28 protein-coding genes, 1 tRNA gene and 1 rRNA gene are annotated in these 25,640 nt (G+C 39.3%); 11 read left to right on the top strand and 19 right to left on the bottom strand.

Going from position 1 to position 25,640, the window contains the following annotated elements; genetic code table 11:
- The first annotated feature begins 55 nt into the window (after positions 1-55).
- A 5S ribosomal RNA gene (gene rrf / locus RHO15_09860) occupies positions 56-171 on the top strand.
- Between the two features lie 238 nt (positions 172-409).
- Here rrf and ppc read toward each other — a convergent pair.
- Positions 410-3,046 (bottom strand): phosphoenolpyruvate carboxylase, encoded by a 2,637-nt coding sequence (gene ppc / locus RHO15_09855; protein ID WVD63758.1) that lies wholly within the window; start codon positions 3,044-3,046, stop codon positions 410-412.
- Positions 3,047-3,239: 193 nt separating this feature from the next.
- On the opposite strand from ppc, the gene RHO15_09850 reads away from it, so the two are divergent.
- The 9 genes from RHO15_09850 (at position 3,240) to RHO15_09810 (ending at position 13,209) form a co-directional block, all read left to right on the top strand.
- Positions 3,240-3,803: an NADH-quinone oxidoreductase subunit J gene (locus tag RHO15_09850; protein WVD63757.1), complete on the top strand. Its 564-nt coding sequence runs from the start codon at positions 3,240-3,242 to the stop codon at positions 3,801-3,803.
- A 3-nt stretch (positions 3,804-3,806) separates the two neighbouring features.
- Entirely contained in the window at positions 3,807-4,109 is a 303-nt protein-coding gene (gene nuoK, locus RHO15_09845) for an NADH-quinone oxidoreductase subunit NuoK (protein ID WVD63756.1), read from the top strand.
- Positions 4,106-5,956 (top strand): NADH-quinone oxidoreductase subunit L, encoded by a 1,851-nt coding sequence (locus tag RHO15_09840; protein ID WVD63755.1) that lies wholly within the window; start codon positions 4,106-4,108, stop codon positions 5,954-5,956. The genes nuoK and RHO15_09840 overlap by 4 nt, the downstream gene beginning before the upstream one ends.
- Before the next feature lie 47 nt (positions 5,957-6,003).
- Positions 6,004-7,632, top strand: coding sequence for an NADH-quinone oxidoreductase subunit M (locus RHO15_09835; GenBank protein WVD63754.1), 1,629 nt, complete (start codon positions 6,004-6,006; stop codon positions 7,630-7,632).
- A gap of 3 nt (positions 7,633-7,635) precedes the next feature.
- Positions 7,636-9,564 (top strand): NADH-quinone oxidoreductase subunit NuoN, encoded by a 1,929-nt coding sequence (nuoN, locus tag RHO15_09830; protein ID WVD63753.1) that lies wholly within the window; start codon positions 7,636-7,638, stop codon positions 9,562-9,564.
- Positions 9,565-9,756: 192 nt separating this feature from the next.
- On the top strand, positions 9,757-10,089 hold the full coding sequence (yajC, locus tag RHO15_09825) for a preprotein translocase subunit YajC (GenBank protein WVD63752.1): 333 nt from the start codon (positions 9,757-9,759) through the stop codon (positions 10,087-10,089).
- Between the two features lie 51 nt (positions 10,090-10,140).
- Positions 10,141-12,006: a protein translocase subunit SecD gene (secD, locus tag RHO15_09820; protein ID WVD63751.1), complete on the top strand. Its 1,866-nt coding sequence runs from the start codon at positions 10,141-10,143 to the stop codon at positions 12,004-12,006.
- A gap of 2 nt (positions 12,007-12,008) precedes the next feature.
- Positions 12,009-13,010: a protein translocase subunit SecF gene (secF, locus tag RHO15_09815; protein ID WVD63750.1), complete on the top strand. Its 1,002-nt coding sequence runs from the start codon at positions 12,009-12,011 to the stop codon at positions 13,008-13,010.
- Positions 13,011-13,133: 123 nt separating this feature from the next.
- Positions 13,134-13,209 (top strand) — tRNA-Ala (locus RHO15_09810).
- Between the two features lie 48 nt (positions 13,210-13,257).
- Here the strand turns inward: RHO15_09810 and RHO15_09805 are convergent.
- The 18 genes from RHO15_09805 to RHO15_09720 form a co-directional block, all read right to left on the bottom strand.
- A complete protein-coding gene (locus RHO15_09805; protein ID WVD63749.1) occupies positions 13,258-14,289 on the bottom strand; it encodes a tyrosine-type recombinase/integrase in 1,032 nt (343 codons plus the stop codon).
- A 397-nt stretch (positions 14,290-14,686) separates the two neighbouring features.
- Positions 14,687-15,229: a Lar family restriction alleviation protein gene (locus RHO15_09800; GenBank protein ID WVD63748.1), complete on the bottom strand. Its 543-nt coding sequence runs from the start codon at positions 15,227-15,229 to the stop codon at positions 14,687-14,689.
- Positions 15,219-15,464 (bottom strand): hypothetical protein, encoded by a 246-nt coding sequence (locus RHO15_09795; GenBank protein ID WVD63747.1) that lies wholly within the window; start codon positions 15,462-15,464, stop codon positions 15,219-15,221. The genes RHO15_09800 and RHO15_09795 overlap by 11 nt, the downstream gene beginning before the upstream one ends.
- A 212-nt stretch (positions 15,465-15,676) precedes the next feature.
- A complete protein-coding gene (locus RHO15_09790; protein ID WVD63746.1) occupies positions 15,677-16,564 on the bottom strand; it encodes a DNA cytosine methyltransferase in 888 nt (295 codons plus the stop codon).
- Between the two features lie 490 nt (positions 16,565-17,054).
- Positions 17,055-17,723, bottom strand: a complete 669-nt coding sequence (locus RHO15_09785; protein WVD63745.1) for a phage regulatory protein/antirepressor Ant — start codon at positions 17,721-17,723, stop codon at positions 17,055-17,057.
- Positions 17,724-17,725: 2 nt separating this feature from the next.
- On the bottom strand, positions 17,726-17,932 hold the full coding sequence (locus tag RHO15_09780; GenBank protein ID WVD63744.1) for a hypothetical protein: 207 nt from the start codon (positions 17,930-17,932) through the stop codon (positions 17,726-17,728).
- A 260-nt stretch (positions 17,933-18,192) separates the two neighbouring features.
- Positions 18,193-18,585, bottom strand: a complete 393-nt coding sequence (locus RHO15_09775) for a single-stranded DNA-binding protein (GenBank protein WVD63743.1) — start codon at positions 18,583-18,585, stop codon at positions 18,193-18,195.
- 11 nt (positions 18,586-18,596) lie between these two features.
- A complete protein-coding gene (locus tag RHO15_09770; GenBank protein WVD63742.1) occupies positions 18,597-18,848 on the bottom strand; it encodes a hypothetical protein in 252 nt (83 codons plus the stop codon).
- Positions 18,849-18,850: 2 nt separating this feature from the next.
- Entirely contained in the window at positions 18,851-19,111 is a 261-nt protein-coding gene (locus tag RHO15_09765; GenBank protein ID WVD63741.1) for a hypothetical protein, read from the bottom strand.
- 163 nt (positions 19,112-19,274) lie between these two features.
- Positions 19,275-19,454 carry a hypothetical protein gene (locus tag RHO15_09760; protein ID WVD63740.1) on the bottom strand — a complete coding sequence of 60 codons (180 nt, stop codon included), beginning with the start codon at positions 19,452-19,454 and terminating at the stop codon, positions 19,275-19,277.
- 21 nt (positions 19,455-19,475) lie between these two features.
- Positions 19,476-19,679: a hypothetical protein gene (locus RHO15_09755; protein ID WVD63739.1), complete on the bottom strand. Its 204-nt coding sequence runs from the start codon at positions 19,677-19,679 to the stop codon at positions 19,476-19,478.
- Between the two features lie 23 nt (positions 19,680-19,702).
- Positions 19,703-20,311, bottom strand: a complete 609-nt coding sequence (locus RHO15_09750) for a YqaJ viral recombinase family protein (GenBank protein ID WVD63738.1) — start codon at positions 20,309-20,311, stop codon at positions 19,703-19,705.
- Positions 20,295-20,897, bottom strand: a complete 603-nt coding sequence (locus RHO15_09745; protein WVD63737.1) for a DUF1071 domain-containing protein — start codon at positions 20,895-20,897, stop codon at positions 20,295-20,297. Before RHO15_09745 ends, RHO15_09750 begins: the two co-directional genes overlap by 17 nt.
- Positions 20,898-21,239: 342 nt before the next feature.
- Entirely contained in the window at positions 21,240-22,076 is an 837-nt protein-coding gene (locus RHO15_09740; GenBank protein WVD63736.1) for a hypothetical protein, read from the bottom strand.
- Positions 22,077-22,127: 51 nt separating this feature from the next.
- Positions 22,128-22,370, bottom strand: coding sequence for a hypothetical protein (locus RHO15_09735; protein ID WVD63735.1), 243 nt, complete (start codon positions 22,368-22,370; stop codon positions 22,128-22,130).
- A gap of 540 nt (positions 22,371-22,910) precedes the next feature.
- On the bottom strand, positions 22,911-23,795 hold the full coding sequence (locus RHO15_09730) for a hypothetical protein (GenBank protein WVD63734.1): 885 nt from the start codon (positions 23,793-23,795) through the stop codon (positions 22,911-22,913).
- Positions 23,788-24,549, bottom strand: coding sequence for a hypothetical protein (locus RHO15_09725; protein WVD63733.1), 762 nt, complete (start codon positions 24,547-24,549; stop codon positions 23,788-23,790). The genes RHO15_09730 and RHO15_09725 overlap by 8 nt, the downstream gene beginning before the upstream one ends.
- A 48-nt stretch (positions 24,550-24,597) precedes the next feature.
- Positions 24,598-25,299 (bottom strand): S24 family peptidase, encoded by a 702-nt coding sequence (locus RHO15_09720; GenBank protein WVD63732.1) that lies wholly within the window; start codon positions 25,297-25,299, stop codon positions 24,598-24,600.
- A 127-nt stretch (positions 25,300-25,426) separates the two neighbouring features.
- On the opposite strand from RHO15_09720, the gene RHO15_09715 reads away from it, so the two are divergent.
- The gene (locus tag RHO15_09715) at positions 25,427-25,636 is read left to right on the top strand and encodes a Cro/CI family transcriptional regulator (GenBank protein WVD63731.1); all 210 of its coding nucleotides are present in this window, start codon (positions 25,427-25,429) and stop codon (positions 25,634-25,636) included.
- Positions 25,637-25,640 lie beyond the last annotated feature (4 nt).

The following is a 25,640-nucleotide window of genomic DNA, read 5'->3' as shown; positions in this document are numbered from 1 at the left end:
CGTGAAAGTTTTGAAGTAAGCTTGTTTTTAATGATTGAAGAGCAAACAGAATATGTCTGGCGGTAATAGCGCGGTGGTCCCACCTGACCCCATGCCGAACTCAGAAGTGAAACGCCGTAGCGCCGATGGTAGTGTGGGGTTCCCCCATGTGAGAGTAGGACACCGCCAGACTTTAATTAAAGTGATAAAGCCCAGTGAGATACTGGGCTTTGTTATATGCAGAGAAAAGATAAGATTAAACCCAGTCCAAAATGGGTTATGCGCAAGTGCTAATGATATAGCGAATAGTTGACGCAGTGATGACAGAATATGTCTGGCGGCAAATGGTTTAAAACCCGCTTTATAGCGGGTTTTTTGTTTATATTAAATGCAATAATATAAAGAGAGATCCATTTGGGATGATGTTGTTTTAACCGGAATTGCGCATACCTGCTGCAATGCCAGATATTGTGATCATTAAGGCTTGTTCTACCAACTGATCATTGCCCTCTTTTTGTCGTGAACGCTCAAGCAATTCAACTTGTAATAAATTGAGCGGTTCAATATAAGTATTACGCAGTGCAACCGATTCGGCGATCCAAGGCAAATCGGCCATCAAACTCTCATCATCGGTGATTTTTAAAACGACATCAATATCTTCCTGTAACTGTTGACGTAACTTATCGCCAAGCGGCCATAATTCGGGATCAACCAGCCGCTTTTCATAGTACTGGTTAACGGCTGGATCGGCTTTGGCATAGACCATTTCTAACATACCCAGTCGCGTAGTAAAAAATGGCCAGTCACGATTCATCTCTTTTAACAGTGACTCTTTATGTTGTGCAATGGCTTGAACTAGCGCCGTACCTGCACCTAACCATGACGGTAACATCAGCCTATTTTGTGTCCAGGCAAAGATCCATGGAATTGCACGTAGACTTTCAATTCCGCCACCAGTGCGACGTTTTTGCGGTCTTGATCCTAAAGGTAGACGGCCCAATTCGGCTTCGGGCGTTGCCGAACGAAAATAGTCAATAAACTGTGGGTTTCCTCTGATATATTGACGATAACAGGTACAAGAGGAGTCAGACATCTCATCCATCAGGTCGCGCCAAGCTTGTTTCGGGGCTGGCGGCGGCAGTAAATTGGCTTGTAAAATAGCGGATGCATAGAGCATTAAGCTACTTAAAGCAACTTCCGGTAAGCCCAGTTTAAAGCGGATCATTTCACCTTGTTCGGTCACCCGTAAGCCACCTTTAAGTGAACCTGGAGGCTGAGAAAGTAAGGCTGCATGTGCGGGTGCGCCGCCACGACCGATAGTACCGCCTCGGCCATGAAATAAAGTCAGATGAATATTTTCGGCTTCAAAGGTATTGACTAAGGCTTCTTGTGAACGATACTGTGCCCAAGAAGCGGCCAATGTCCCGGCATCTTTAGCTGAATCGGAATAACCGATCATGATCATCTGTTTACCGGCAATTTTCTCTCGATACCAAGGTATGCTGAGTAACGCCTTCATAATATCGTTAGCATTATTTAAATCATCTAATGTTTCAAATAGCGGGACAACCGGGATATTTTTCTGGCAATTTGCTGATTTCAGTAACAGATAAACCGCTAATATATCGGAAGGTGCTTTAGCCATTGAGATGACATAACTGGCAATCGCATCTTGCTCGGATAAAGCGATGACTTTACAGGTATCAAAAACCTCTTTAACACTTTGTTCTGGTTGCCAGTCTAAAGGTAACAGTGGACGTTTTGATTGTAGCTCCTGAAGCAAAAAGGCTTGTCTTTGTTGCTCATTCCAATCTTGATAACTGCCTAATTGTAGCTCTTTGGTTAAGGCATCTAACGCTTCTGTATGCAGCGAGCTATCTTGTCTGATATCAAGACTCAGTAGCTGTAAACCAAAACTTCGTACTCGTCTTAAAGTGTCAAGTAATGGGCCATGGGCAATAATCGACATCCCGCAGGCTATCAATGAGTTATAACAAATATAGAGTGGTGTCCACAGCGCCTCATTATTCAAGAGTACTTCTTTAGGTTTAATCACTTTTTCTTCATTAATTAATGCGATGAGGTAATCATGTGTTTTTACTAAGCGTGCTCGTAATGATTTTAATAGCGTGCGATAGGGTTCTGGGCTCTCTTTATCTTCAATTAGGGCCAGCACTTCAGGTGTACAGGTGGCCATTGAGATCTCTTTAATCAGTAACTGAATATCTTTTAGGAATAGCTCAACGGCCTTAAGACGTGCTTGCAGCATGACACGTGCAGTCACTTTTGCCGTGACATTTGGGTTGCCATCTCTATCGCCACCCATCCAAGAGGTAAATTTAACCGGTACTGCTTCAACGGGTAACTCTTTATCAAAAGCGTTGACGAGTTGATCATTAAATTCGCGCAGAAACAGTGGAACGCCATCCCAAAGGCTATCCTCGATAACAGAAAAGCCCCATTTAGCTTCATCAATCGGGGTCGGTCGCTGTTTTCTAATCTCATCCGTATACCAAGCCTGACAAACTAGCTGGCGTAAACGGCGCATAATACGATCATTTTCATAGTCAGCCAGATCGTTATGATCTAACTCGGCTAAACAGTTATTAATTGAGGTGTAGGTATTAATCAGGGTGCGGCGATTAATTTCTGTCGGATGCGCGGTTAATACCAGTTCAATCGATAAACCTTTGATGGCCTCATCAAGTGTTTGTTCGCTTAAATCCATCTCTTTTAGAGTTTCAAACAATGAGGTCAGTTTTTGCGGGCTACTGGCTGCTTCACCATGCGGTGAGATACCATAATATTCTGCGGCGGTATTGACTAAATTGAGAAACTGGTTGAACGCTCGTGCGACTGGCAGTAACTCTTCATTGGTTAAGTTTTTTATTTTTTGCAGTAATTGTTGATGAGCTTGACTATCGTCTTGTTGCGCTTTTTTCGAAAGAACTCTAATTTCTTCTATTAAATCAAATGCATCTTCACCGACTGCACGTTTGATTGCGTTACCTAGTAGGGTACCGAGCATATTTACATTACTTCTCATTGCAACATATTGTTTAGTCATGACTGCCTCTTTAACGTGAAAATCATCTCAAATATTAATGTAGTATATTCAGTAAATAAGATTAAATTATAAAATCTTATATTAATTTTAGTGTTAGTCGTTTTAATTATAGTTTAAAATAGTGCTCATTTATCTAGACATTTAACGTAATAAGCATAAGAATATCAACATAGAAATAGAGTTGGATTAATTCATGGTTTCAATATTTTATATTGCTGGCTTGATTGCTATATCAGCGAGCATCAAAGTTATTAGTAGCAAGTCTTCTTTTAGCGCGTTACTTTATTTAATCATTTCCTTGCTGGCGTCTGCGGTTATTTTTCTCTCTCTTGGCGCTTATTTTTCAACTGCACTTGAGTTGATTTTATTTATTGGCGCCGCGAGTATTTTATTTATTTCCGTGATCTCTTTTCTGGATCTGAATTCATCTCACTTTAAACAGCAAGAAAGACAGAGCTTAACACCAAAAGTATGGTTAGGTCCATTGATCTTAATCTTCGTCTTATTTGTGACACTTATTTTTAGTATTGCGAGTACTGACTATGAATCACTCGGTCCAACAAAAAATAGTGATAGCTTGTTCTCTATGAGTGATATTTTGCTCGGGCCTTATATTTTAGTAATTGAATTAGCCGCGTTACTGATTTTAGGTGGCTTAGTGGTTGCTTATCATTTTGCGCATGATATTTCAGCCGATGAGGATGGCTTGGCGTGTGAGACCGAGGAGTTACCGATTAACGAAGAGGATGAGAAATAATAAATGATCCCTTTAATGCATAGTTTGATGCTGGCAACAGCACTGTTTGTGGTTGGACTATTGGGTGTGATGATCCGCCGTAATTTGTTATTTGTTCTACTGAGTCTGATGATTATGATGAACGGGGCGATTTTAGCGTTAATTGCCGCAGGTTATCATTGGCAACAGTTTGATGGTCAGATTATCTCTATTCTAGCGATTAGTGCGGCACTTTCTGAAGCCTGTGTAGGACTGGCGCTATTGTTACAGTTTTACCATCGCCGAAAAACATTAAATATTGATTCGTTGAGTGAGATGAAAGGATGAACTTAATCTATTTTACTATTCTAATTCCGTTAATTTCATTTCTGATTTTGGCTTTTATTGGGCGACGGTTAGATCGCGGAAATCTTGCGGTTATTGGTATTAGCGCGATTGGTCTTGTCTGCTTATTATCGGTTTTTATTACTATCGATTTTTATAACAATATTCAGCCAGATAGTATGTTAGTTTATACTCGCTATTTATGGCGCTGGTTTTCCGTCAACGATTTTAGTATTGCTATTTCTTTATTACTCGATGGTTTATCATTAACCTTTTTACTGATTGTTGCGTTTATTGGTTTTCTGGTCTACCTGTTTGCCATCGGCTACATGAGTAAAAATGAATCCTATATCTTCTTTGCTTACGGCAATTTATTGATTGCCAGTATGCTGGTCCTCATCCTGGCTGATAATCTGTTTGTGATGTTAATTGGTTGGGAAGGGGTGAGTCTGTGTAGTTATTTATTGATTGGATTTCATCATAAACAGCTGAAAAGTAGCTATGCTGCCGTGCGCACTTTTATTGTCATGCATATTGGCGATATCTTTTTACTGATTGGTCTATTTCTGATTTATGGCGAGCTACATACCTTAAATATCAAAGCCGTTATCGCATTAGCCACCGATCGTTTGGCGATTGATTCTGAAATTATTTATTGGATTACGCTGATGTTATTTTTAGGGGCGATTGGTAAATCAGCACAGCTACCGCTACATATTTGGTTAACCGATAGTAGCTCCGCACCTATGCCTGCATTAACCCTCATTCACTCAGCGTCGGTAATGTTAGCGGGCGTTTACTTAGTGATGCGTCTGAATGGCTTGTTTGTGATGTCAAACGATGTGCTTTGGATTATTGGGATTGTTGCTTCATTGACGTTGATTTTCTCTGCCTGTTCGGCGCTGGTGCAAAATGATATAAAACGTGTTATTGCTTATGCCAGTCTAAGTCAGATCTGTTATGTCTTTTTAGCTATCTCAGTACAAGCCTGGAACGAAGGTTTAATCTATTTGATTAACTACACTGTGTTTAGTGCCTTACTGTTTTTAGCTTCCGCCTCCATGATTCAGGCTTGTGATGGTGAGCGTAATATTCAGAAAATGGGCGCGAAGATCCGGGCTTATCCATTTATTTACTTCTGTTTTGTGATGGCCGGTGCTTCGTTTAGTGTGGTGCCATGGTTAACGGCGAGCTTCTACACCAAAGGTGATATTTTATGGGCGACCTTTATGAAAGGACGCCTCGGTTTTAGTGCAATTGGATTGGTTGGTATTTTATTATCAACCTTATTTGTCTTTAGGCTGATTTTTATTCTGTTTCATAATCGCCATCGACAAACATCACCCAAGACCACCAAAGTATCGCGGGCTATTTATGTGCCGTTATCTATTTTAGTCATTCTGTCATTAGGTGTGTTCAACTCGTTCTCTCTACCGACCGAAGGTTTTCTACCGGTATCTGTTTTAAACCAAGATGGTCTGTTTTCCTTCCAGCTACTTTTAGCTGCCGTGACAATATTGGGTATTTTGACAACTTATATCTTATATGCGGGTAAAAATAATGAGATTACTGAGATTGCCGGTAGTCCGTTAGGTAAAGCATTAACCCAACTATGGTATAGTGGATGGCGAACCGAGTGGATATATCATGTTCTGTTTGTTGCCCCTTATCTGTTTGCTGCAAAGATGGTGCAAAAGGATCCGATTAATGTTTGGTTAAGCGTGATTCCTCAAATTATTCGTAAAATGAATATCCGCATTGCAAAATTAGAAAATGGCCATCTTCGTTGGTACATTACTTCTATTGTCGCCGGTGCTTTATTCATTCTATTATTGTTGGTGTTTGTATAGTCGTTCAAACATAATCGTATTAACAATTATAAAGGAAGCTGTTCGCAGTGTTATCTTTACTGATATTTTTACCGATGATAGGCGGTATTCTTAGCTGGTTAGTTTCAATCTTTTTTGCCAGAAGATCGAATAACCTTATCTTGACTGATGAGCAAACCGCTAATTTAACTAAAACGAACTCTTTCATCCAATGGTTGAAAGAGAGATGGTTCTGCTCAGGCGTACAATGGATTGCTATAATCACTATGGTGATTGAACTGATGATTATTCTTTGTTACTGGCATGAGTGTTTGCAGGCTTTTTATTCTAATAGTGTTTGGCAAAAAGATCTGAACATCGAATGGATACCGTTTTTAGGTATTCGTTTTCACTTAATGCTGGATGGATTATCCATTATCATGGTGCTGTTGAGTGTCTTTTTAACCTTAATGGTGATTGTGTATTCAGGGAAAGAGAAACATGCCAATATTGGTTTATATTATCTCTGTCTGCTTTGGTGTGCCTCAGGTGTGATTGGTTTACTGATTGCCGTTGATCTATTCCTCTTCTTCCTGTTTTGGGAAATGATCGCGATACCGCTCTATTTCTTAATTGTTTTATGGGGGCGACGCGATTCAAATGCTCAGCTGAGATTTAATGGGGCCAGCAAGTTCCTGATTTTTACCCAGTTAAGCAGCTTGTTAATGCTGATCTCGGTTATCTCTTTAGCCTTGATGAATTTAAGCTTATCTAAAAATTGGACCTTTGACTATTTTGTCTTGACCAATACGCCGATTTCGTCAAGCGCCGAATTTTTACTGATGCTCGGTTTCTTTTTTGCTTTTATTGTGCGTATGCCATTACTGCCTTTCCACGGTTGGTTTATTGATGCACACATTGAGTCCTCAACAACCGGTTCAATGATGATTAGTGGTCTGTTAACCAATACCGCTATTTATGGATTACTGCGTTTTGTTATTCCGATGTTCCCTAATGCATCGATAGCTTTTGCACCAGTCGTGATGGGCATTGCTTTGTGCTCACTGTTCTATTTTGCCCTGTTAGCCTTTACACAAACAGATATTAAGAAACTCATTGCTTATGTGCATGTGGCCTTAATGAGCTTTTTAACCGCGATGATTTATATGGGTAATATACTGACCTATCAAGGTATTATTATTCAATTAATTGCGATTAGTCTAACCATAACCGGTCTATTTATGGTCAGTGGCTTATTAACTGAACGTTACCTTACCCGTAATATTAAGCAATTTATTGGTTTGCGTGGGGTGGTTAACTATTTACCGGCGTTTACGGTCTTTTTTGTGTTAGCCATTTTTGGTATCCCGGGTACGGCCAATTTTGTCGGCAATTTGATGCTACTATTTGGTAGTTATACCAAATATGCCATGATGAGTGTCCTGTTCGCCTTTGGTTTACTGCTAGTATCGATCGCTTTATTGATTCGTATGCAGCCGATTTTTTATGGATTAACTACCTCAAAAACGGTGAAAATTTCAGTTATTTATAAAGCTTTAGCCAAGCAGGATATCGCTATGCTGATGTTGTTAGTGCTTATTTTAGTGGCTATCGGTGTTTATCCACAAATGATATTAGATACCTCATATCCAATTATCAATAAAATTCAATATTATCTTGAAGGTAGTCAAATGATAATGATTAAGGAAGGGGCTTAGTTTATGATGAACGCAATATCATTTGAATTATATTATTTGGCGCCAATGCTTATTATTGGTATTGCCATCATTATTTTGTTGCTGATGTTGCTCTTATTAAGAGTGACGACGAAAACATGCGCATTGTTTGCTGTGGGGAGCTTGTTTTTAGCCCTCATTGGTACCGTTATTCTGGGTTATCAGTTACACAGTGGTGCTTTGAAACAGTCGGCGGGTCTGGAAAATCATTTAATCATTTCTGCACCTGCGATTGTCAACAATACTGAGAGCAATAAAACGCCCGCACCTACACCTGCCGAGGTGGGCAGTATACTGCAAAGTTCAGCTGAAGTGGCTACTACGCCAGAAGTTACGGCAGAAACTGCATCAACCGCTGAACCGGCATCAACCCAACCAACTACACCGGAGGTCTCAACTTCGGCTGATGCCGCACCGATGGCAACCTCGGACGAGCCTCAACACTCAGCAGCTGTGCCTGAGCCTATTCATCCAAATGAGGTTATTCCGGCGCCAGAAATACCGCAAAACTTACAACCCACAGCTGATTCGGTCGAGTTACTCTCAGATGATGATTTAAATACTGATATCGTAGTTAAAAATGCGACGGGTCGAGTATGGCAAGCCACTTATGTAACGGCGCTATTTACCTATGATGGATATGGCTTACTCTATACTGGACTCATTTTAATGATTAGTATTATTGTGGCCTCTTTTGCCTACAGCTGGTTTAAGTGTAATTTTGCTAATCAAGGTGTGTTTTATTTGATTATGCTCTTCTCTACCTTGGGTGGAGTCATATTAGCTTACTCTAGTCATTTGATCTCACTGTTTATTGGTGTTGAACTGTTATCGACGCCATTAATTGGTTTAATTGGTTTCCAATATTCACAGAAGAATTCCATTGAAGCGGTCATCAAATATATGGTGCTCTCGGCGGTTGCAATGGCATTTTTACTGATGGGGATTGCCTTTTATTATGCGGCGACCGGCGAATTAACGTTTAGTGGTCTCAGCTTCCAGTTATCCACCCAACCAGAATTAAGTTCGCTACTATTAACTGGTGTATGCTTAATGTTAATAGGTATCGGATTCAAGCTTTCACTCGTGCCTTTTCAGTTATGGCTGCCAGATGTCTTTCAAGGTGCGCCAACGGCGGTCTCACTATTTTTATCGACCGTCGGTAAGATGGCTATCTTCTGTGCAATCGCGCGTCTGTTCCTATTGGCACCGATCGTAAACAACCAAACTATTCAGTTAATTCTGATCATTATGGCTTTCTGCTCTATTTTAGTGGGTAACTTCTTTGCGTTAATGCAGGAAAATATCAAGCGTTTAATTGCGTATACCTCGATTGCTAACTTTGGCTACCTATTTGTCGCCTTGATTGCGGTGCAGTATCAAGTACTGGCGCTGGAAACTATCGGTGTTTACCTGATTGGTTATATACTCTCGAATATTTGTGTATTTGGGGTGATCAGTATGGAATCGAGCTCACTGCAGAATCGTGATAAAGAGATGGTGATGGATTTACGCGGACTATTCTGGCGTAAACCGATCATGGCACTGGCAATGGGAATAGGCTTACTTTCATTGGCGGGAATGCCGCTCACTATCGGTTTTATTGGGCGATTCTCGTTACTGTTATTAGGGATTACAGCCCAGCTTTGGTGGTTAATTGCCGCGATTGTAATTGGTAGTGTGCTCGGTTTGTATATTTATACGCGCTTGATTATCAATCTTTATTTAAGAAGTGATAAAGCGGATATCTCTTTATCGGATAGCGAGCAGCAGACAACCGCAACGCCGAATATCAGGGCGATGAAACGCAATGATATTATTGTGATTATTTCGGCCTTATTGATTCTATTTTGTGGTATCTATCCTCAGCCACTCTTTATATTAGTGAGCTCGGCGCGCTACTTAATTCCTTAATTTCTCTATATAGAGATCAATAAATTGACTTATTGATCTCTTTCCTCGCGGTTTTTATTTTATTCTTTTATATTGAATAACCTGATTCGATTGCGTTTTATTACTATAAATTGTTTTCTTAGCTGTGCTATAATCCAGAGCTTGGTATATTATCGTGTCGTTTTTAGTCATTCAATTCAAAGAGGAATCGCAATGAGTTTTTTTATTTCTAATGCTTTCGCAGATTCAGGTGCCGCTACTGAAACTAATCCGTATTTTTTCCCAATTATGCTAGTGGTATTTGGTCTATTTTTCTATTTTATGGTTTTACGTCCACAACAAAAACGTGCCAAAGCACAGCGTAATTTAATGTCATCGATTGCTAAAGGTGATGAAGTTTTAACAAATGGTGGTTTAATCGGCCGTGTTGCGAAAGTAAACGAAAATGGTTATGTATCACTCGAATTAAATGATACTACCGAAGTTGTAATTAAAAGAGACTTTATCACGGCAGTGTTACCTAAAGGTACCATCAAGTCCCTTTAATTGACAAACTGATTTAGTTTAAGTCATTAACCCCCACAAGAGAAAATAATTGTGTTAAATCGTTATCCTTTGTGGAAGTATATTATGTTGGTCGGCATTATTTTAGCCGGCCTTATTTATGCACTTCCAAATATTTATGGTGAAGATCCCGCTATTCAAATCTCCGGTTCTCGAGGTGTTACAGTCGATGTGCAAACTCAAGATTTAGTTAAAAATGTACTTGAAGAGAATCAGATTGATAGTCGCTCCATCGCCCTTGAAAATAACTCTATCTTAATCCGCGTTAGCAGTAGTGATGAACAATTAAGAGCAAAAGATGCCTTAACGCGTGCATTGGGTGAAAATTATATCGTCGCTTTTAACTTAGCGCCGGCTACGCCCGCTTGGTTAAGTGCTATTGGTGCTGAACCGATGAAGCTCGGTCTCGATTTACGAGGTGGTGTACACTTCTTGATGGAAGTGGATATGACAACAGCGCTAGACAAATTATTAGAGCAAGCCTCTGAAATTTTAAAATCCGATTTCAAAGAAAATAAAATTACCTATACTTCAATTACCAAATCGGGTGATGACAAACTGATTGTGCGTTTTAATGATTTAAATTCACGAAATATTGCCTTAACTTATTTTGCAAAATTACAAAACTTTGTGGTTGAACCACAAAGTGATAACACCCTGTTGGTGGGTATTAGCGAAGCGAGATTACAACAAGCTAAAACTGATGCTGTTCAGCAAAATACTGCCATTATTCGTAATCGTGTGAACCAACTCGGTGTCGCTGAGCCGATTGTGCAGCGTCAAGGCGCTGATCGTATCGTGGTTGAGTTACCGGGTATTCAAGATACCGCGCAAGCTAAACAGATTTTAGGTGCAACGGCAACGTTAGAGTTTAGACAAGTCAATGAGACCCCTTCATTAGATATGGTGGGGATCTTATCAGGCAAAGTCAAACCACCTTATGGCTCTGAAATTAAACATCAACGCGATGGTACGCCAGTGCTGATGTTTAAAAGAACCGTTCTGACCGGTGACCATATTGTGGATGCTAACTCACGTTTGGGACAGTATAGCGAACCACTGGTTGATATTAGTCTTGATAGTGCTGGCGGTAAAACAATGTTTAATTTTACCCAAAACAACAAAGATAAGCTGATGGCCACCGTATTTGTTGAATACAAAGATAGCGGTCAAAAAGATGAGAATAATCGCGCGATTCTGGAAAAATCAGAAGAAGTGATTAATGTTGCACGTATTCGGGATATTTTCAGTGATCGTTTTCAAATTTCCGGTATCTCAACGGCTGAAGAGGCACGTCAACTCTCTATCTTATTACGTGCTGGTGCCTTGATTGCGCCGATTCAAATTATTGAAGAGCGTACCGTTGGGCCAAGCATGGGCCAAGAGAATATCATCAAAGGTCTGGAGTCCTGTTTCTGGGGGCTGGTGATTTCAGTGGTCTTTATGTTGATTGTGTATCGTCTGTTTGGTGTTTTTGCGAGTTTAGCGGTAATGGCTAACTTAGTACTGATTGTCGGTATCATGTCTTTACTGCCAGGCGCAACGCTGAGTATGCCGGGGATCGCCGGTATCGTCTTAACCGTTGGGATGGCCGTTGATGCCAACGTACTGATCAATGAGCGAATTAAAGAAGAGCTACGCAATGGTCGCAGCGTTCAGCAAGCGATCAGTGAAGGGTATGCCGGAGCATGGAATAGTATTTTTGATGCCAATATTACTACTTTAATCACCGCTGCGATTCTGTATGCGGTTGGTACTGGTTCGATTAAAGGCTTTGCGATTACGTTAGGTATTGGTGTATTAACATCTATGTTTACTTCAATTGTTGGTACGCGTGCGTTAGTCAATTTGATTTATGGCAAACGTCGTATCAATAAATTATCTGTTTGGGAGTTATAAAGATGACGAATAAACCAGAAACTCTGGTTCAGGCTGAGCCTGCAGTTATCAGCGTTGAACAGCTGAATCATGGCCGACGCGTATTTGATTTCCTGCGTTTTGGTAAAATCTCTTTTATCTTATCGATGCTGCTAGTTGTTGCATCAATTGTTGTGGTATTTGTAAAAGGTTTTAATTTAGGACTTGATTTTACAGGCGGAACATCAGTTGAAATTAGCTTGAGTAAACCGGCTGATATTGATCAAATTCGCTTGACCCTGCAACAAGCAGGTTATCATGATCCGGTTGTACAAAACTACGGTAGTAGTCAGGATGTGATTATTCGTCTGCCGCCGGTGAGTGGTCCTGAAGGCGCACAGCTAGGTGCCAAACTCTCAGAGTTACTGCATACTAAAATTGATGAAAATGCCACACTCAAGCGGGTTGAGTTTGTTGGACCTACCGTTGGAGCTGAACTCGCTCAGGATGGTATTCTGGCGATTTTGGCTGCACTGGTGTGTATCCTTATCTATATCTGGTTCCGCTTCGAGTGGCGCTTCGGTACCGGTGCTGTTGTGGCACTGGCGCATGACGTAGTTATCACCGTCGGCTATCTCTCGTTATTCCAGCGCGAGATTGATCTAACGATTATTGCTGCGTTGCTATCGGTCATTGGTTATTCGCTCAATGATACCATTGTCGTATTTGACCGAATTCGTGAAAATTTCAGAAAAATCCGTCGTGCTTCACCGTATGATGTGGTCAATATCTCACTGACGCAAACACTGAGCAGAACCTTGATGACCTCCGGGACGACCCTCGTTGTGGTAATGTGTTTATATATCTGGGGCGGCAGTATGTTACGAGGATTCTCGGAAACGCTTGCCATTGGTATTTTACTTGGTACGATCTCATCGATTTATGTGGCCGCTTATATGTCACTGAAATTGGGCGCGAGCCGAGAGCACTTTATCAAGCAGAAAGTGGAAGTGGAAGGCGCCGATCAGGATCCTATCACGCGTTAAAATTAAGCAGATTGGTTACTTAATCAGCAGTAACCTATCATTCTGCCAATATCTGCTTTAAAATGATTGACAGGCGCAATACAGTTTCATATTATTGCGCTTGATTTCCTTCCAACATCAAGTGGGGCTATAGCTCAGTTGGGAGAGCGCTTGCATGGCATGCAAGAGGTCAGCGGTTCGATCCCGCTTAGCTCCACCAAATCTTATTTAATTTCAAACACTTAAAAATAACTTCCCCAAGTTTTCACTAGTGTAGAAATGATTGTGTCAGATTTGTGTCAGTGCTCACTGAGTTTTCAGACTGCGCCAGAAGGTGAGCTGATGATAAATGTGCGTATCGTCTTACCGTGTCCGCCTTACTCCAAGCTCCCAAATCTTGCAAAGCAAATGCGGATGTCCCATTCATTGCGTGTCTTGATGCCCAAACGTGGCGCAAGTCATGGAAAGTAATATGTTCCAACCCAGCCCGTTTTCTCGCTGCTCTCCAAGCTTTTGATGCGCCGTTTTTTATGGGTTTACTTTTGTAAGTAAATACATTGACTGGGTGTTTGCCTTTCTGGCTTTCAAGAACAGCAATAGCGAGACTATTTAGCGGAACACCAATGCCGCGTGATTTTACTTTTCCATCACCAATGTTAACCCACGCATGACGCTTCTCTAAATCAACTCGATCCCAATGCAGCCCAGTTACATTTGACATTCTTAATCCTGTTGCTAGTGCAAAAAGGACAATTGGGACTAAGTGTGATGGAAGTTCACTTATTAGCTTTTGCTCTTGAGCTTCTGATAATATGACTTGCCTAACTGAAGGTTCTGGCAGCAGCTTAATTGAAGGAACTTTATCAATCATATCATTGTCATAAGCGCACCGTAAAACAACGCGTATTTGCTGCAAAATCGCATTAATTGTACGATTTTTAACGCCTTCTTTCCTTTTTTCCTCCTTCAAATAGTTTATTAAATCTTTGTTTATTTCACTTAATTTTTTATCATGCAAATATGGATTAAGCCATTTTAAATGATATTGTACTTTTTCTTTTCGTTCAGGCTTTTCATCAAGCCATGTAAATACAGCTTCAAGCCAGCTATAATCCGGTCTATCTCCTAACTTTCTCTCTCGCCAGTATCGGTCATACTCTCGTGCCGCTAATTCTAAAGCTTGTTCTTTGTTTGTAGTCCGAGAGCTTTGGCGTATTCTGCCGGAACCGTCCGGGAGTGAGAACGAGTATTGCCAGATGCTACCGCGTAAACTGATGCTGATAGGTTTCTTTTTTGACATTTAGAAAACTCCTTATTGTCACGTTGAAGCACCTCTTGCCGAGGCGCATTTTCTCCTTGCTGCATATAATAATCAAGATCAGATTTCAGGAATAACCACTCCTTTCCCGGCTTATATCCCTTGATTTGTTTTTTTCTTGCTTTATATTTCAGTGTCACAGAATGCATACGACAATATGCCGCGGCTTCCTCTGCTTTTAAATATTGATGCATATCAAGCTCACTTGTTTCTTTTTTCAAAGTCATCACGGCAATCAGAATCACAGAATGCTAGCCCGTCTGGTGTTGGCTCGTCACAATTGCGACATACTTTATAACATATTGTTTTTCCCGGGATTCTATTTTTTAACGCAGACTCTATACTAATTTGCACAGTATCGTTTGCTGCATCGATAATATCAGCCATTGTCTTTACTCCGTTTATTCCATCTTTTTTCTACATCATCCCAACTATCAGAAATCATCCCAACTTCACATGTAAAACATTCTATTGTGTATGATTCGGAACAATCCGGCATAAAAGTAGCGTGTTCATGTTGGTGTGGCTCGATTCTATTTACGTTAGGTTCACCGCCGCAGAACGGACATGGCTTTAATTGATGATCATCTGTCTTTTCAGTATCTTTGATTAATAAAAAACACTCAGCAATTGCTCGACATGGATTTACATTAACAGCGCTTAACCTTTCGCCATCCTCAGCAAACCACGCATTTTTTCCTTTAATTAAATTGATTTTGTTATCAATCATCAACCGGAAAGCATCTTGATAGCTATAGCAAAAATCAGCATAATCTGGACCATTGCTTCCATCTCCCGTCCAGTAACACGCTGTTGATTGATCGGGATAATTATTAAAGTGATAACGATTGTTCGGCTCTTTAGTATCAATAATTAAGACATTAATTTCGTAATCACTTAATTTGCTATACTTATTTGTCATCGGTCAGCTCCTTAATTTTCAATTCAATATCACGAACGGTCACGACTTCGCATGACCCTTGGAATATTTTTTTAGTGTGGGGCAATAGTGATTTAAGCGCTTCAATCCGCGCTTGTTTGATTCTGCTCTCAAATTGTTCGATATTAGAGTAACGCACCCAATTCCCGTCGTCACACTCGATAACATTTCTACTGCTTTCTGTTGCTACAAGTTTATATCGTTTAATATCATTCATTTAATCACCCAAGTACCCACTGTTCATTAAACCCTATTATTTCACTGTTAAATGCTTGATTTTATTTAACTTGTAATGTTCATTAAAATTGTTTTAGTTTTAACCAGCCTTGACTTGCTGCATCACATAGCCTCGGCTTTCTTTTTACCCTCAATGACGGGTTGGAAGTATTCGTGTAAAATTTTTAGGTTGTGAGTGGTCATATGCATTCCTTAATTAATCGTATTCTTATTCATGTATCTAATCATTTCTGACCCAATCCATTGACCGACTGGCACAGAGACGCCGTTTCCAATTTGACGATACGCAGCATTGTCAGAAACAGGAAAAATAAAGCTATCATCAACGCCTTGTAGTCTTGCGTACTCTCGCACTGAATACGGGCGAACTCCCCGAGGGAATTTTTTATCTACTACCAGACGAGTACCTTTATCTTTAGAGTAATGAGCCACACAAGTAGGCGCTATATCTCCACGTTCGGGGTCTGAGATAATGGGCTTATCTCTGTATTTGCCATCTAGCCGCGCGTAAACAGATTGGGAGATATTCACTTGCGGGTTTTCTTCCAGAATTTCAGATAAAAGCACTGGTTTAGTATTTGACGGAGGTCTAATGCTAAATTGACGCTTTGTGCCAATGATAATTAATCGATCTCGCCGTTGAGGTAACCATAATTCAGATTGAACAGGGCAAAATACTTGTATGTAGTAGTCCGGCATTTTGGTCATGGCTTCTATGACAATTGGAAAGGCTCTCATCCCGGGGACATTCTCAACGATATAAAATTCAGGTCGAGCAATTGCTAAATGTCTTAAAGCATGAAGAAACAATTCATCACCAGTTCTGGTTCCATTAAGATTTGCGGCTGTGCTGTATTTTGTGCACGGATATGTAAATACCATGCCGTGACAGCTCTCTTGCTCCAGGACTAACTCACTCGTCAAATCACATTCTTTAATGTGGTCACCGAAATTGGCTCTATATGTTTTGCAAGCGTCTTTATCTAACTCAAACGCTTGATTGATTGTGATACCTGCTTTAGATAGACCTAAGTCCATCAAGCCAGCGCCGCAAAAATAACTGTTAACGGTAATATCCATATTTATTTCCAGACAATAGTAATCCGCACCGAGTAGCGCGGGTTGGGATTAGGGGAAGGGTAGGTCATTAAGGGGTTACAATTCCAAGCTCTAGGAATGCTTTTTTGATTGCTTCAATCCTGCTTTTAAAAAGCTTTTCGGATACTATTAAGTGCTCCTCATAATGAGTGAGATTAGCAATTAAATATTCTGCATCACAGTCATAAAAGAATTGCTCAACGCTACGATCTGACATATGAGACCAAGCGGCACACCATGCCCGAGCTGATTCAGTAATAGTTATACTGCCTTGCCCCGGCTCATAATTCTGTATAATTACTCTTATCGGGTCGAGTCGAGATAAGTTCGATATTGTGATACATAGTAAGTTATCTGTGTTTACAATCATATTTTCACCAATTAGGCATTAAAAAACCGCACTAGGCGGTTGATGAAAAAGGGCATATAGCCCTTTGTTGATTTGAAACTTTTTGAGTTGAGTATCTATTTTTTAATTAAGCATTTGTGAGAGCTTAACCAATCCTTTTCCTGTAATTAATGTGGTTACTGTTCTTTGTATACCAAGCTCAGGATGCTCCCAATTGCTAAGTTTCACATTTAGTAATCCTTGAGTTATTTTTTCTTGATAGGGTTCGTTATCTCTTCTAACCCAGCCAATTTCACGCAAAAAGTCAAACAGTCTATTTCTACCTGTTCCTAATGATTTAGCTGCTTGACTTACTGACAATGCGCCATGAGTATCAATGGCTAAATCGTGGAATTCAGCTTTTGGCTTTAACTCATTAACTTCAATTTTTAATAGTTCTTTTTCTTCCGCAAGCTCCGCTGCCAATCGTAAGGCTTCAGGTAGACTTTTCGGAACAATGATTTGCTCTTTATCTTCTAACTCGTGCAACCGATCAATTACTCTCATTCGTAGAGGAATGCTGTAACCAGTTAACAAACACTCAATGTATTTTTTAGGTAGTAAATACTCCTGATACGTTCTGCCTTTTACATCTTTGTAATTGGCTGAAAAGTCAGCCGATTGAATATTAAGCGCATCAAACATATTTTTGATATCAGCTAATACATTTTTATGTAACTTGTCCGTTACTTCCGCAATCTCACGGCTGGACATAGTTAGTTCTTTATTTTGTAAATTAATTAAACCACTCATAATTATTTACCTCTCAACTCATTTTTAATATTATCAAGCTGATCGCTAACATCCCAAATAGCATCCATGACAACAGAATGATTGCATTGAAAACCAATATCAAGATTATGACCGTCATTTGATAGTAATCGGATTATTGCGATGGCTTTAGCTAGGGATGCGTCGATATTATTGATTGAATCAAGTGAAATGCGATTATGAATTGACATAATTTTATACCTCTAGTTGATTTATGTAACCCTAGTTTCAGTAGGGCGATCGGGTGCTTGAAACCTGCAACTAGACAGCCTGCAATATTCCCTTTCGGTATTGTATTATGCACGCCACCCGATCATAAAATCGAGATATAAAAATACCGCTAATGTCGGTTGCGGTGTTCCGCTAGTTGAGGTGGTTTCAGCACCAGACCCAACTATACAACTTGATAAAATTAATGTCAATATCGCTAAATTTATTTCACTTAATTGCTCTAGAAGGGGATCGGGTAATCATCAAAGTCGGTTGGTGGCTCTGGTGGCGGTGAAGCAAGGCGGTTTGCTTGTTGCTGTTGCTCTAGCTTTTTACTCGGTTGAATTTGATTTACTCTTAAGCACGGAGTAACTCGTTTAACTCCATCCTTTTCGTATTCCTCAACATAGAACTCACCACTAACCGAAAGTAAATCACCTTTTTTAATGTTAGGCGCGAATGATTCAGCTGCTTTACCCCACATGACACATTTTAACCATGCTGTTTTTTGATGCTCTCCATACCCTTGTTTAACTGGAAGGTGGAACTCTGCAACAGGTGTATTGTTATTTGTGTAACGTAATTCGCAGTCTTTGCCAACATTACCGCTGGCTGATAGTGTATTAATTGACATTTTTACCTCAGTTATTCAATTTGTTGTGTTGAAAACACGGCGGAATATCTACGCTCAATCCTAAATGTTCCGATCTTGATATTTTTATGCATAAGCACAAGTTCAGTTGGATATAGCTCCTGCCATCCTTTATGCCTGTTATAGAAATCTTCTGCTATTAACTCAACTAAATTGTTCCGTTCCCATTTATAATTTAAATTTAAATTGATTTTTGTTACATAATCGAACTTTTTACCGTGAATGACATATTGATATTTACGCATAATCAATCCTCTGGTTTCGCTTCTTGTCCCGGTTTTTGTAGCTCGAAGTTACAAAGATAATCAAATTCACCTGTTGGGTCTGGGCGAACATCTGTTTTTTGGGCTATTTCTTTTATTTCGCCCCAGCAGACGCCTCCCACTGCGCCATCCCACCCATCATCAAGATAATATGGGATACATTCATTTGCCCGAGCTATTGCTTGCTCCTTCGTTTCATGAAGTTCAAATCCAACATCATTTGGGTCATAGCTAAAATATTTCATAATCAATTCTCCGGTAGTGGTATCTCAGCCCATAAAACCACGTCACTATAAAATGCTCCGTAGCTGAAATATTCAGTAAATATATTGTCATTCACATCAATACATAAACATATTCGCATGTGTTTCGGTTTTTCATCTGGATACTTGCATCAGTTTAATTGAGTCATTTAAAGGTCACCTCGCCAACACCCAACTCTTCCTCATCAACTCGATCTGCATTTGATAAGTATTCAAAAGGATCTTCTAGTAGTAACTCTGTTGCCTCTTCTTTGTTGTTAGCTTCTATTTCAAACTCATAGACATTCTCGATAGTTTGCACAAAAGTGCCTCTAAACTTAGCCATCTAAACCTCACTTAATTCTGTTTATTTCCAACCTCTGAAGGCGTCATAATCCGCGTCAAGTTCTTCGTTAATTGAACGCGTTACTTCATCAATAACTATTTGTGTAAACACTTCTTTTTGCCGCTTGGCAAGCTTATTTAGAATCAACCATCTTATCTGATCAGGTAAGAGCCATTCATTATCTACAGCTTCTTTAATCTTAAGTCTAAGGTCTTGTGCTTTCATATATCACCCATTAAAAAAGGCGCTTATTGCGCCCGTATCAATTCTATTTCAGCATCTAGTTCATTTAAGAACTTGATTACCTCGGCTTCTATTTCTTTAGCAAGTTTTTTATCATATTGAATTCGGACACACTTATAGCTTAAGTCATCGGGTAGCCGATCATCGTAACTAACAAAATCGCACCATTTTCGACCTGTACACATCATTTGCCACTGCATCTGTAAGATATATTCACGCTTAGGCTTTAAAGTCTTTCTGAACTCTAAATGTGTCCACGTGTTCGGGCATTTGATTTCGATTAGTCCATCATCGTTTACAAGTCCGTCCGGGCTGGCGCCTGAGTTTTCTATTTTAGGATGGGGGATAAAGCCGACTTCTTTAACTTTGGCGTCAAATTGATTAAGAATATAAATCTCTCTTGCGATTGGTTCTAAATCAGTACCGCGCTGCATTGCTGCATTAGTAAACGTCTCTTCTTTTTCTCCTGTCAGCCGTTCACAAATTAGTTTAGCCATATAGTTTTGGCGAGAGGCTGAGTAACCGCTTTTAGTTTTAGCCATTAGATCGCTAATCTTGCTGGCGGTTACTTTACCTAGACGAGCAGCGAACCAGTCATCAGTGCGCTGCTGCATTGTCAACCGCCTTAGCTATCACGTAAATACGTTGCTTTTCCTGCTCTCCGATTAATTTTACATCTTCAGTTGATAACGATTTCCAAAGCTCGCCCATTGCTTGAGTGCCTTTTTTTGCTGATTCTTCAACTGATTTAATTAATGAAGTGCGTTTTTGGCTTTGCTCATCATTATTTGCTTTTTGAGCCTGCTTTTCTTCCTCCGGCAAATCCTCACCAGCATAGATGTAAAAACCTAATCCAAACATTGATATAGCCTTGGTTAGACAGCGCATTACTGCTTTATTAATATCTACTGTGTTGGGTGATTTAATGGCTTGGTTTTTGTAGTCCATGACCGGCAGCCACATGTAACGGCTTGCTTCATTGTCATTTTCTTTTACGGTTAAGGTGACACTAACCATTGTTGAGCCGTCGGGCTGGGTTTGACTCTCATTTACTACATAAACGGATTGAGGGAAGTTCTCCATCAGAACGCCCCATGCCCATGCCCATGATAGATAGGTTAGCCCGTTTTTCTTTTCTACTTTTTCATTAACATTAATAGCAGATAATGTTTTCCATACTTTCTTCTCGAAGGACTCCATAATCACCTCAGCTAGTCGCAACAGTTAAATACAAATAAAAAAAGCCTGTCATAATTATGAAGGCACAAAAAAGGGCGGTTATTTTCTCCGCCCTGGTTAATTTATAATGTGGGTTAAATCTATCTATTGCCCGCACGTTACAGTCCATGTAATCTTTGTCGATTGTATTCATTGACCGCAGCCTCCATTCTTAAGCTAAATTGAGTAGTATTTTCGTGAGCCAGTTTCTTGCATTTTTTATCACGAAACGGGCAATTTAAGCATTTATAATGTGATGCACACCATTGATCTAATTGCATATAGACCTCCTTGTCTTTTTTCATAAAGATTTATTACAAGTAATCATTCACCGATAGCTAATCTAGCTTTAATCATTTCAATTGCTAAATTGTATAATTGTGCGTGCTTGTTGTTTTTGTGAGTTGTCTTGACTGCTTCAGCGAACTCAGCGATAGAGCCTAAAAAACAACCTCGCGTCACGGTTATTGATTTATTTTTGTCTTTGAAAGCGGTGAGGACGCCACCTTCACTGCCAATAGGCGATATAGTTATATAATCGTCAAGATCGTTGATTAGAGCACTACCACTGACACAAGCATCACCACTGACCTGAGCGCCACCACTGACCTGAGCATGACCATCGACCCGAGCACTACCACCGACCCAAGCGCTACCACTGACACAAGCATGACCATCGACCCGAGCACTACCTCTGACCCGAGCACTACCACTGACCCGAGCACTACCACTGACACAAGCACTACCACTGACCCAAGCATCACCACTGACCTGAGCGCCACCACTGACCTGAGCGCCACCACTGACCTGAGCATGACCATCGACCCGAGCACTACCACTGACACAAGCACTACCACTGACACAAGCATCACCACTGACCTGAGCGCCACCATCGACCCGAGCACTACCACCGACCCAAGCGCTACCACTGACACAAGCATGACCATCGACCCAAGCACTACCACTGACCCGAGCACTACCACTGACCCGAGCCCTACCACTGACCCAAGCATGACCCGCTTGACTTAGATTGCTTTCTTTTTCGATGAAACCGCCCAAATCTCCAGTCAGAACATTGCCAAAATCTTTTAAAGCTTCAATTCTGTAAACTTTAACTCCATCAACTTCTTTACATTCATCAGTTAATTTATACTTTTTCATATATTCATCCTTTAAAAAGGCCAGCTTTAATTTCACTGGCAAGAGTCTTTACTACACTTCATAAAATCTTTTGTTTGCTGTATCAGTGATGATTGCATCAAGTAAAGCAGATAAGTGCTTATATGCTGTCGGAGACACTACAGCGTCACTACCTATCGCCGATTTGATGAACTCTTCAATATCAGTAGCACAGAGTTTTTCATCTAGCTGATTTGCTATTGCTTCAATTCCGTCTTGTACTCTGAAGTTTTCTACTGCGTTGTCATAATGTCGCTGTAACATTTCTAAGCTCATCTTGATTACTCCATAAAAAGCCCAGTTAAAGGGTAAGAGGTGACTTCATTTTTCAAACTCAAGCACCCTCAATGAAGATGCTTTGATTTGAATGCTCAGTTGTCTCTAGAGCTTGAGTTTTTGCGCCTTAGTTCATAGTTTCGTTAGTTTGCCTTTGATGTCAGTTATCAGTACTTCTGCCTGATAAGTGCATGCAGATTTATCTGCTCGGGACTTTCCGTCTTTTAAACTAAATCCGACTTTCCAAATTTTTAAAGAGCGACCCTTTTCGGGGTGAAGCGTGTTTTGCTTCGATGAGTTAATTCTACTTTAAATAGAAAATAAGTCTACTAAAAGTTGCAATTAAGTTGTAATTAATTCTACTTAAAGTCGTTATGTAGTTGTTTTTAAATGAATTTTAAATTGTTTGATTGATTATTTTTTGAGCAATAAATATCTGAAATGACTTTGAGTACAGGTACTAAAGATGTGGGTTTTGATAATTAGAAGGGTATAGGTGTAAAAAAACCACCGAAGTGGGTTGGTATCAAGAAATAATATTTAAGCTGCAAAATTGAATTCTGCTCTTTCAATTCTTTTTAATGCTTGCTGTGGGGTGCTGACTGGTGTAACTATGATTGAGTGTTTATCTCCCACCTCTTCAAGAGTTAACAGAGCATCTTTTAATCGCTTCATCTGTTGTTTGCTAAATGTCGGATCATCTTCTAAAGGTCTGTAAACAATGAGCTCATGAGTGTTTCTCTTGAAAAAATAATCATAGTCGTGAACAGCAAAAAGATCTAATAATCTCGCTTTGTTTCTATCCAAGTCGATGGCTATATTACTTGGGCGCAGTCGTTCAGTATTTATTGCTGTTCTTTCACTTAAAAAGAAAATTTTAGCTGCTCTAGCCTCTGATACAACTTTAAAGCTTTTATTAAAATAAATATCTAAAGATGGATGATTATTTACAACAAGATCTTTAACTTGTTTAGACCATGTATTATCAGATGAGTATTGTTCTATTTCATCATCATTAGAATAGAAATCTAGAGATGATAAGCTTGCTGTTAACATCACTGCCTGCCGTAAAACCCCTAACATATCTGTTGATGCCGTATTTTTTATATTACCTAAACTAACCCCCTGTATGGGTGCTATCCAGTTATTAAATTGTTTAGTTTTATCTAAGTGGGCTGATAAGCTAGAAATAATTAAATCAATTAAACTAGTGAACTGATCAGATTTGTTACCATACATAGCCTTAACTACATGTTGTCTAATTGATTGTTTAACTTTATATTCGCCAGACTCAGCAATAGCTGCAACCGCTATTGTAAATTTTTCTCCAGATCCCGCTATTGGTTCAAAATAGATAGGAGCCCACACCGCCTTATATGTTGGTGGTGTTGGTATTAATTTTAATAGCTCTATGTCGCTAAACATTAACAAAATCCATCTGTGTTGGGTTAATCTTATTATTAATAATATCTTGAATAAAATAACTTCTGTCTTTTAAGAAAGATAGTAACTCATTTTTTAAATTTGAATCAACAGGTATTTTTTTATCAATTTTATCTATGAAATTATCTTCACATATTGTTTCACACCACATATTTAGATAATTTGTTAGCTTACTTGTATCTATAGCGTGATTACATGAACTATCAGCAAAGTTACATAATAAATGATTAAATAAAATATTATTCCACTCTTTATTATAGTCTGGGGTCACTACATTTAATTGCATGGAAAACCCGTGATCAATCATTGTTATATCTTTACCGTTATATAGTAAATTTCCAGAGTGCCTATCAGGATTAATAATAAATTCATCAAAAAAAGTGGCGCTTTCTAGGTCACTCCAATTTTTAATGACTGAATGAAATTCTATGTAAAATGGGTCTTCTGTATTAAGACAGTGGAATAAATTTGGGTATCCAACATCGATAGATCCAAAACAAAATTTATTATCTTTATCTAATAGTAATATAGGTTCTGGTATAGGTAAATTAATAGTTCTACCAAGGACAGAACAAATAATTTCTTTAAGAATCTCAACGTCAGATAAGTATTTAGCTATAACTGAGTATTCTTCTTTATCGCAATAGGCAATACACTTAAATGCACAATTTATTCCATCTCCAATATACTCAGGATCACTGATTATTCGACCTATTTTAATTAAATCATTATTCATTCCGTTTCCCTACTTATTTAGACTATTTCTTTAACTAAAAAAACACAGTTACCCGTGTTTTCTTATGCGCATTGATTGACTTAGCATTACTTTGCCATGTATATAAAGCTGGTCTATTTCAGCTTCTGTGATATCCCAGTCTTTGTAAGTCTTATTGTCAGATATCACATGAAGTCGATCTTTTATTAATTGCAATCTCTTAACATACAATCCTCGGCCAAAGGTGAATACATAAATACCATCCCCTTCAAAAGATCTAACTGATACGTCAATATATATAGCATCACCGCATTCAAATGTGCCTTGCATACTATCGCCTTTCAGATTGATAACTTTTAAGTGAGAAGACATCAGGCCATTAAATAGTAGTTTTGCTTCCTCCTGGTCATACTCAATTAATTTTATTACTTCTTTAACATCTGAGTTTAAATAACCATTACCAGCACTGGCCGTGAAGTTAAGCACTTCTACTATAAAAGAATCTTTATTATTCTGTGTTTCGTTGCTTGGTGAAGTTGAGCGATCGCCATTTTCGTCAATACCATATTGCAACCAACTTTGAGACACCCCCAAGAATTTTGCAATATTTTCTAAATTATCCGAGCGGGGTATAGCTTGCCCAAGTGTGTACCTTCTTATCATTTCATAACTTAACTTTGTGTAATCACTCAAGGCTTTAATGGTTACTCGTTTTTCACTCATAACCGCTTTAAGTCTTTGAGGAAACATATCTTTTTCTTTATTACTCATTATTAGTTTATTCCCTTATCTACATTGAGTAGATTTTATATGTCAAAAATTATATTTCAATTCTATTTTAAGTTGTGTTATAGTTGCTTTTATTCTACTCATAGTTGTGAAAAAGGATAATATAACAATGGCAGCAATCAAAAAAGTATTTATTTTGTTAGGCGATAAAAATGGACGAGGCGGTCCAGCCAAACTAGCTCGACATTTCGGGATTACAAGCTGGGCGGTATCTAAATGGGTTGACAATGGAGTCCCTCCAGAACGCGCAGCTGAGATTGAACGATTAACTAGGGGCAAGGTAACAAAACAAGAACTTTGTCCTGATTTTGAGTGGTAAGAGG

It is taken from the genome of Orbaceae bacterium lpD01, assembly GCA_036251705.1.
Lineage (GTDB): Bacteria > Pseudomonadota > Gammaproteobacteria > Enterobacterales > Orbaceae > Utexia > Utexia brackfieldae.
This window is presented reverse-complemented; position numbering and strand designations above follow the sequence as displayed.

Excerpts from the sequence above, each read along its gene's own strand:
- RHO15_09770 (WVD63742.1), bottom strand. The coding sequence starts at position 18,848 with ATGCGTAAATATCAATATGTCATTCACGGTAAAAAGTTCGATTATGTA.
- RHO15_09720 (WVD63732.1), bottom strand. The coding sequence starts at position 25,299 with ATGAGTAATAAAGAAAAAGATATGTTTCCTCAAAGACTTAAAGCGGTT.
- RHO15_09780 (WVD63744.1), bottom strand. The coding sequence starts at position 17,932 with ATGTCAATTCATAATCGCATTTCACTTGATTCAATCAATAATATCGAC.
- nuoK (WVD63756.1), top strand. The coding sequence starts at position 3,807 with ATGATCCCTTTAATGCATAGTTTGATGCTGGCAACAGCACTGTTTGTG.
- RHO15_09795 (WVD63747.1), bottom strand. The coding sequence starts at position 15,464 with ATGAATGATATTAAACGATATAAACTTGTAGCAACAGAAAGCAGTAGA.
- RHO15_09760 (WVD63740.1), bottom strand. The coding sequence starts at position 19,454 with ATGGCTAAGTTTAGAGGCACTTTTGTGCAAACTATCGAGAATGTCTAT.
- ppc (WVD63758.1), bottom strand. The coding sequence starts at position 3,046 with ATGACTAAACAATATGTTGCAATGAGAAGTAATGTAAATATGCTCGGT.
- RHO15_09740 (WVD63736.1), bottom strand. The coding sequence starts at position 22,076 with ATGAAAAAGTATAAATTAACTGATGAATGTAAAGAAGTTGATGGAGTT.
- RHO15_09800 (WVD63748.1), bottom strand. The coding sequence starts at position 15,229 with ATGACAAATAAGTATAGCAAATTAAGTGATTACGAAATTAATGTCTTA.
- RHO15_09790 (WVD63746.1), bottom strand. The coding sequence starts at position 16,564 with ATGGATATTACCGTTAACAGTTATTTTTGCGGCGCTGGCTTGATGGAC.
- RHO15_09715 (WVD63731.1), top strand. The coding sequence starts at position 25,427 with ATGGCAGCAATCAAAAAAGTATTTATTTTGTTAGGCGATAAAAATGGA.
- RHO15_09785 (WVD63745.1), bottom strand. The coding sequence starts at position 17,723 with ATGAGTGGTTTAATTAATTTACAAAATAAAGAACTAACTATGTCCAGC.
- yajC (WVD63752.1), top strand. The coding sequence starts at position 9,757 with ATGAGTTTTTTTATTTCTAATGCTTTCGCAGATTCAGGTGCCGCTACT.
- RHO15_09850 (WVD63757.1), top strand. The coding sequence starts at position 3,240 with ATGGTTTCAATATTTTATATTGCTGGCTTGATTGCTATATCAGCGAGC.
- RHO15_09775 (WVD63743.1), bottom strand. The coding sequence starts at position 18,585 with ATGTCAATTAATACACTATCAGCCAGCGGTAATGTTGGCAAAGACTGC.
- RHO15_09755 (WVD63739.1), bottom strand. The coding sequence starts at position 19,679 with ATGAAAGCACAAGACCTTAGACTTAAGATTAAAGAAGCTGTAGATAAT.
- RHO15_09805 (WVD63749.1), bottom strand. The coding sequence starts at position 14,289 with ATGTCAAAAAAGAAACCTATCAGCATCAGTTTACGCGGTAGCATCTGG.
- RHO15_09745 (WVD63737.1), bottom strand. The coding sequence starts at position 20,897 with ATGGAGTCCTTCGAGAAGAAAGTATGGAAAACATTATCTGCTATTAAT.
- RHO15_09735 (WVD63735.1), bottom strand. The coding sequence starts at position 22,370 with ATGAGCTTAGAAATGTTACAGCGACATTATGACAACGCAGTAGAAAAC.
- RHO15_09750 (WVD63738.1), bottom strand. The coding sequence starts at position 20,311 with ATGCAGCAGCGCACTGATGACTGGTTCGCTGCTCGTCTAGGTAAAGTA.
- RHO15_09725 (WVD63733.1), bottom strand. The coding sequence starts at position 24,549 with ATGAATAATGATTTAATTAAAATAGGTCGAATAATCAGTGATCCTGAG.
- secF (WVD63750.1), top strand. The coding sequence starts at position 12,009 with ATGACGAATAAACCAGAAACTCTGGTTCAGGCTGAGCCTGCAGTTATC.
- RHO15_09730 (WVD63734.1), bottom strand. The coding sequence starts at position 23,795 with ATGTTTAGCGACATAGAGCTATTAAAATTAATACCAACACCACCAACA.
- RHO15_09765 (WVD63741.1), bottom strand. The coding sequence starts at position 19,111 with ATGAAATATTTTAGCTATGACCCAAATGATGTTGGATTTGAACTTCAT.
- RHO15_09840 (WVD63755.1), top strand. The coding sequence starts at position 4,106 with ATGAACTTAATCTATTTTACTATTCTAATTCCGTTAATTTCATTTCTG.
- nuoN (WVD63753.1), top strand. The coding sequence starts at position 7,636 with ATGATGAACGCAATATCATTTGAATTATATTATTTGGCGCCAATGCTT.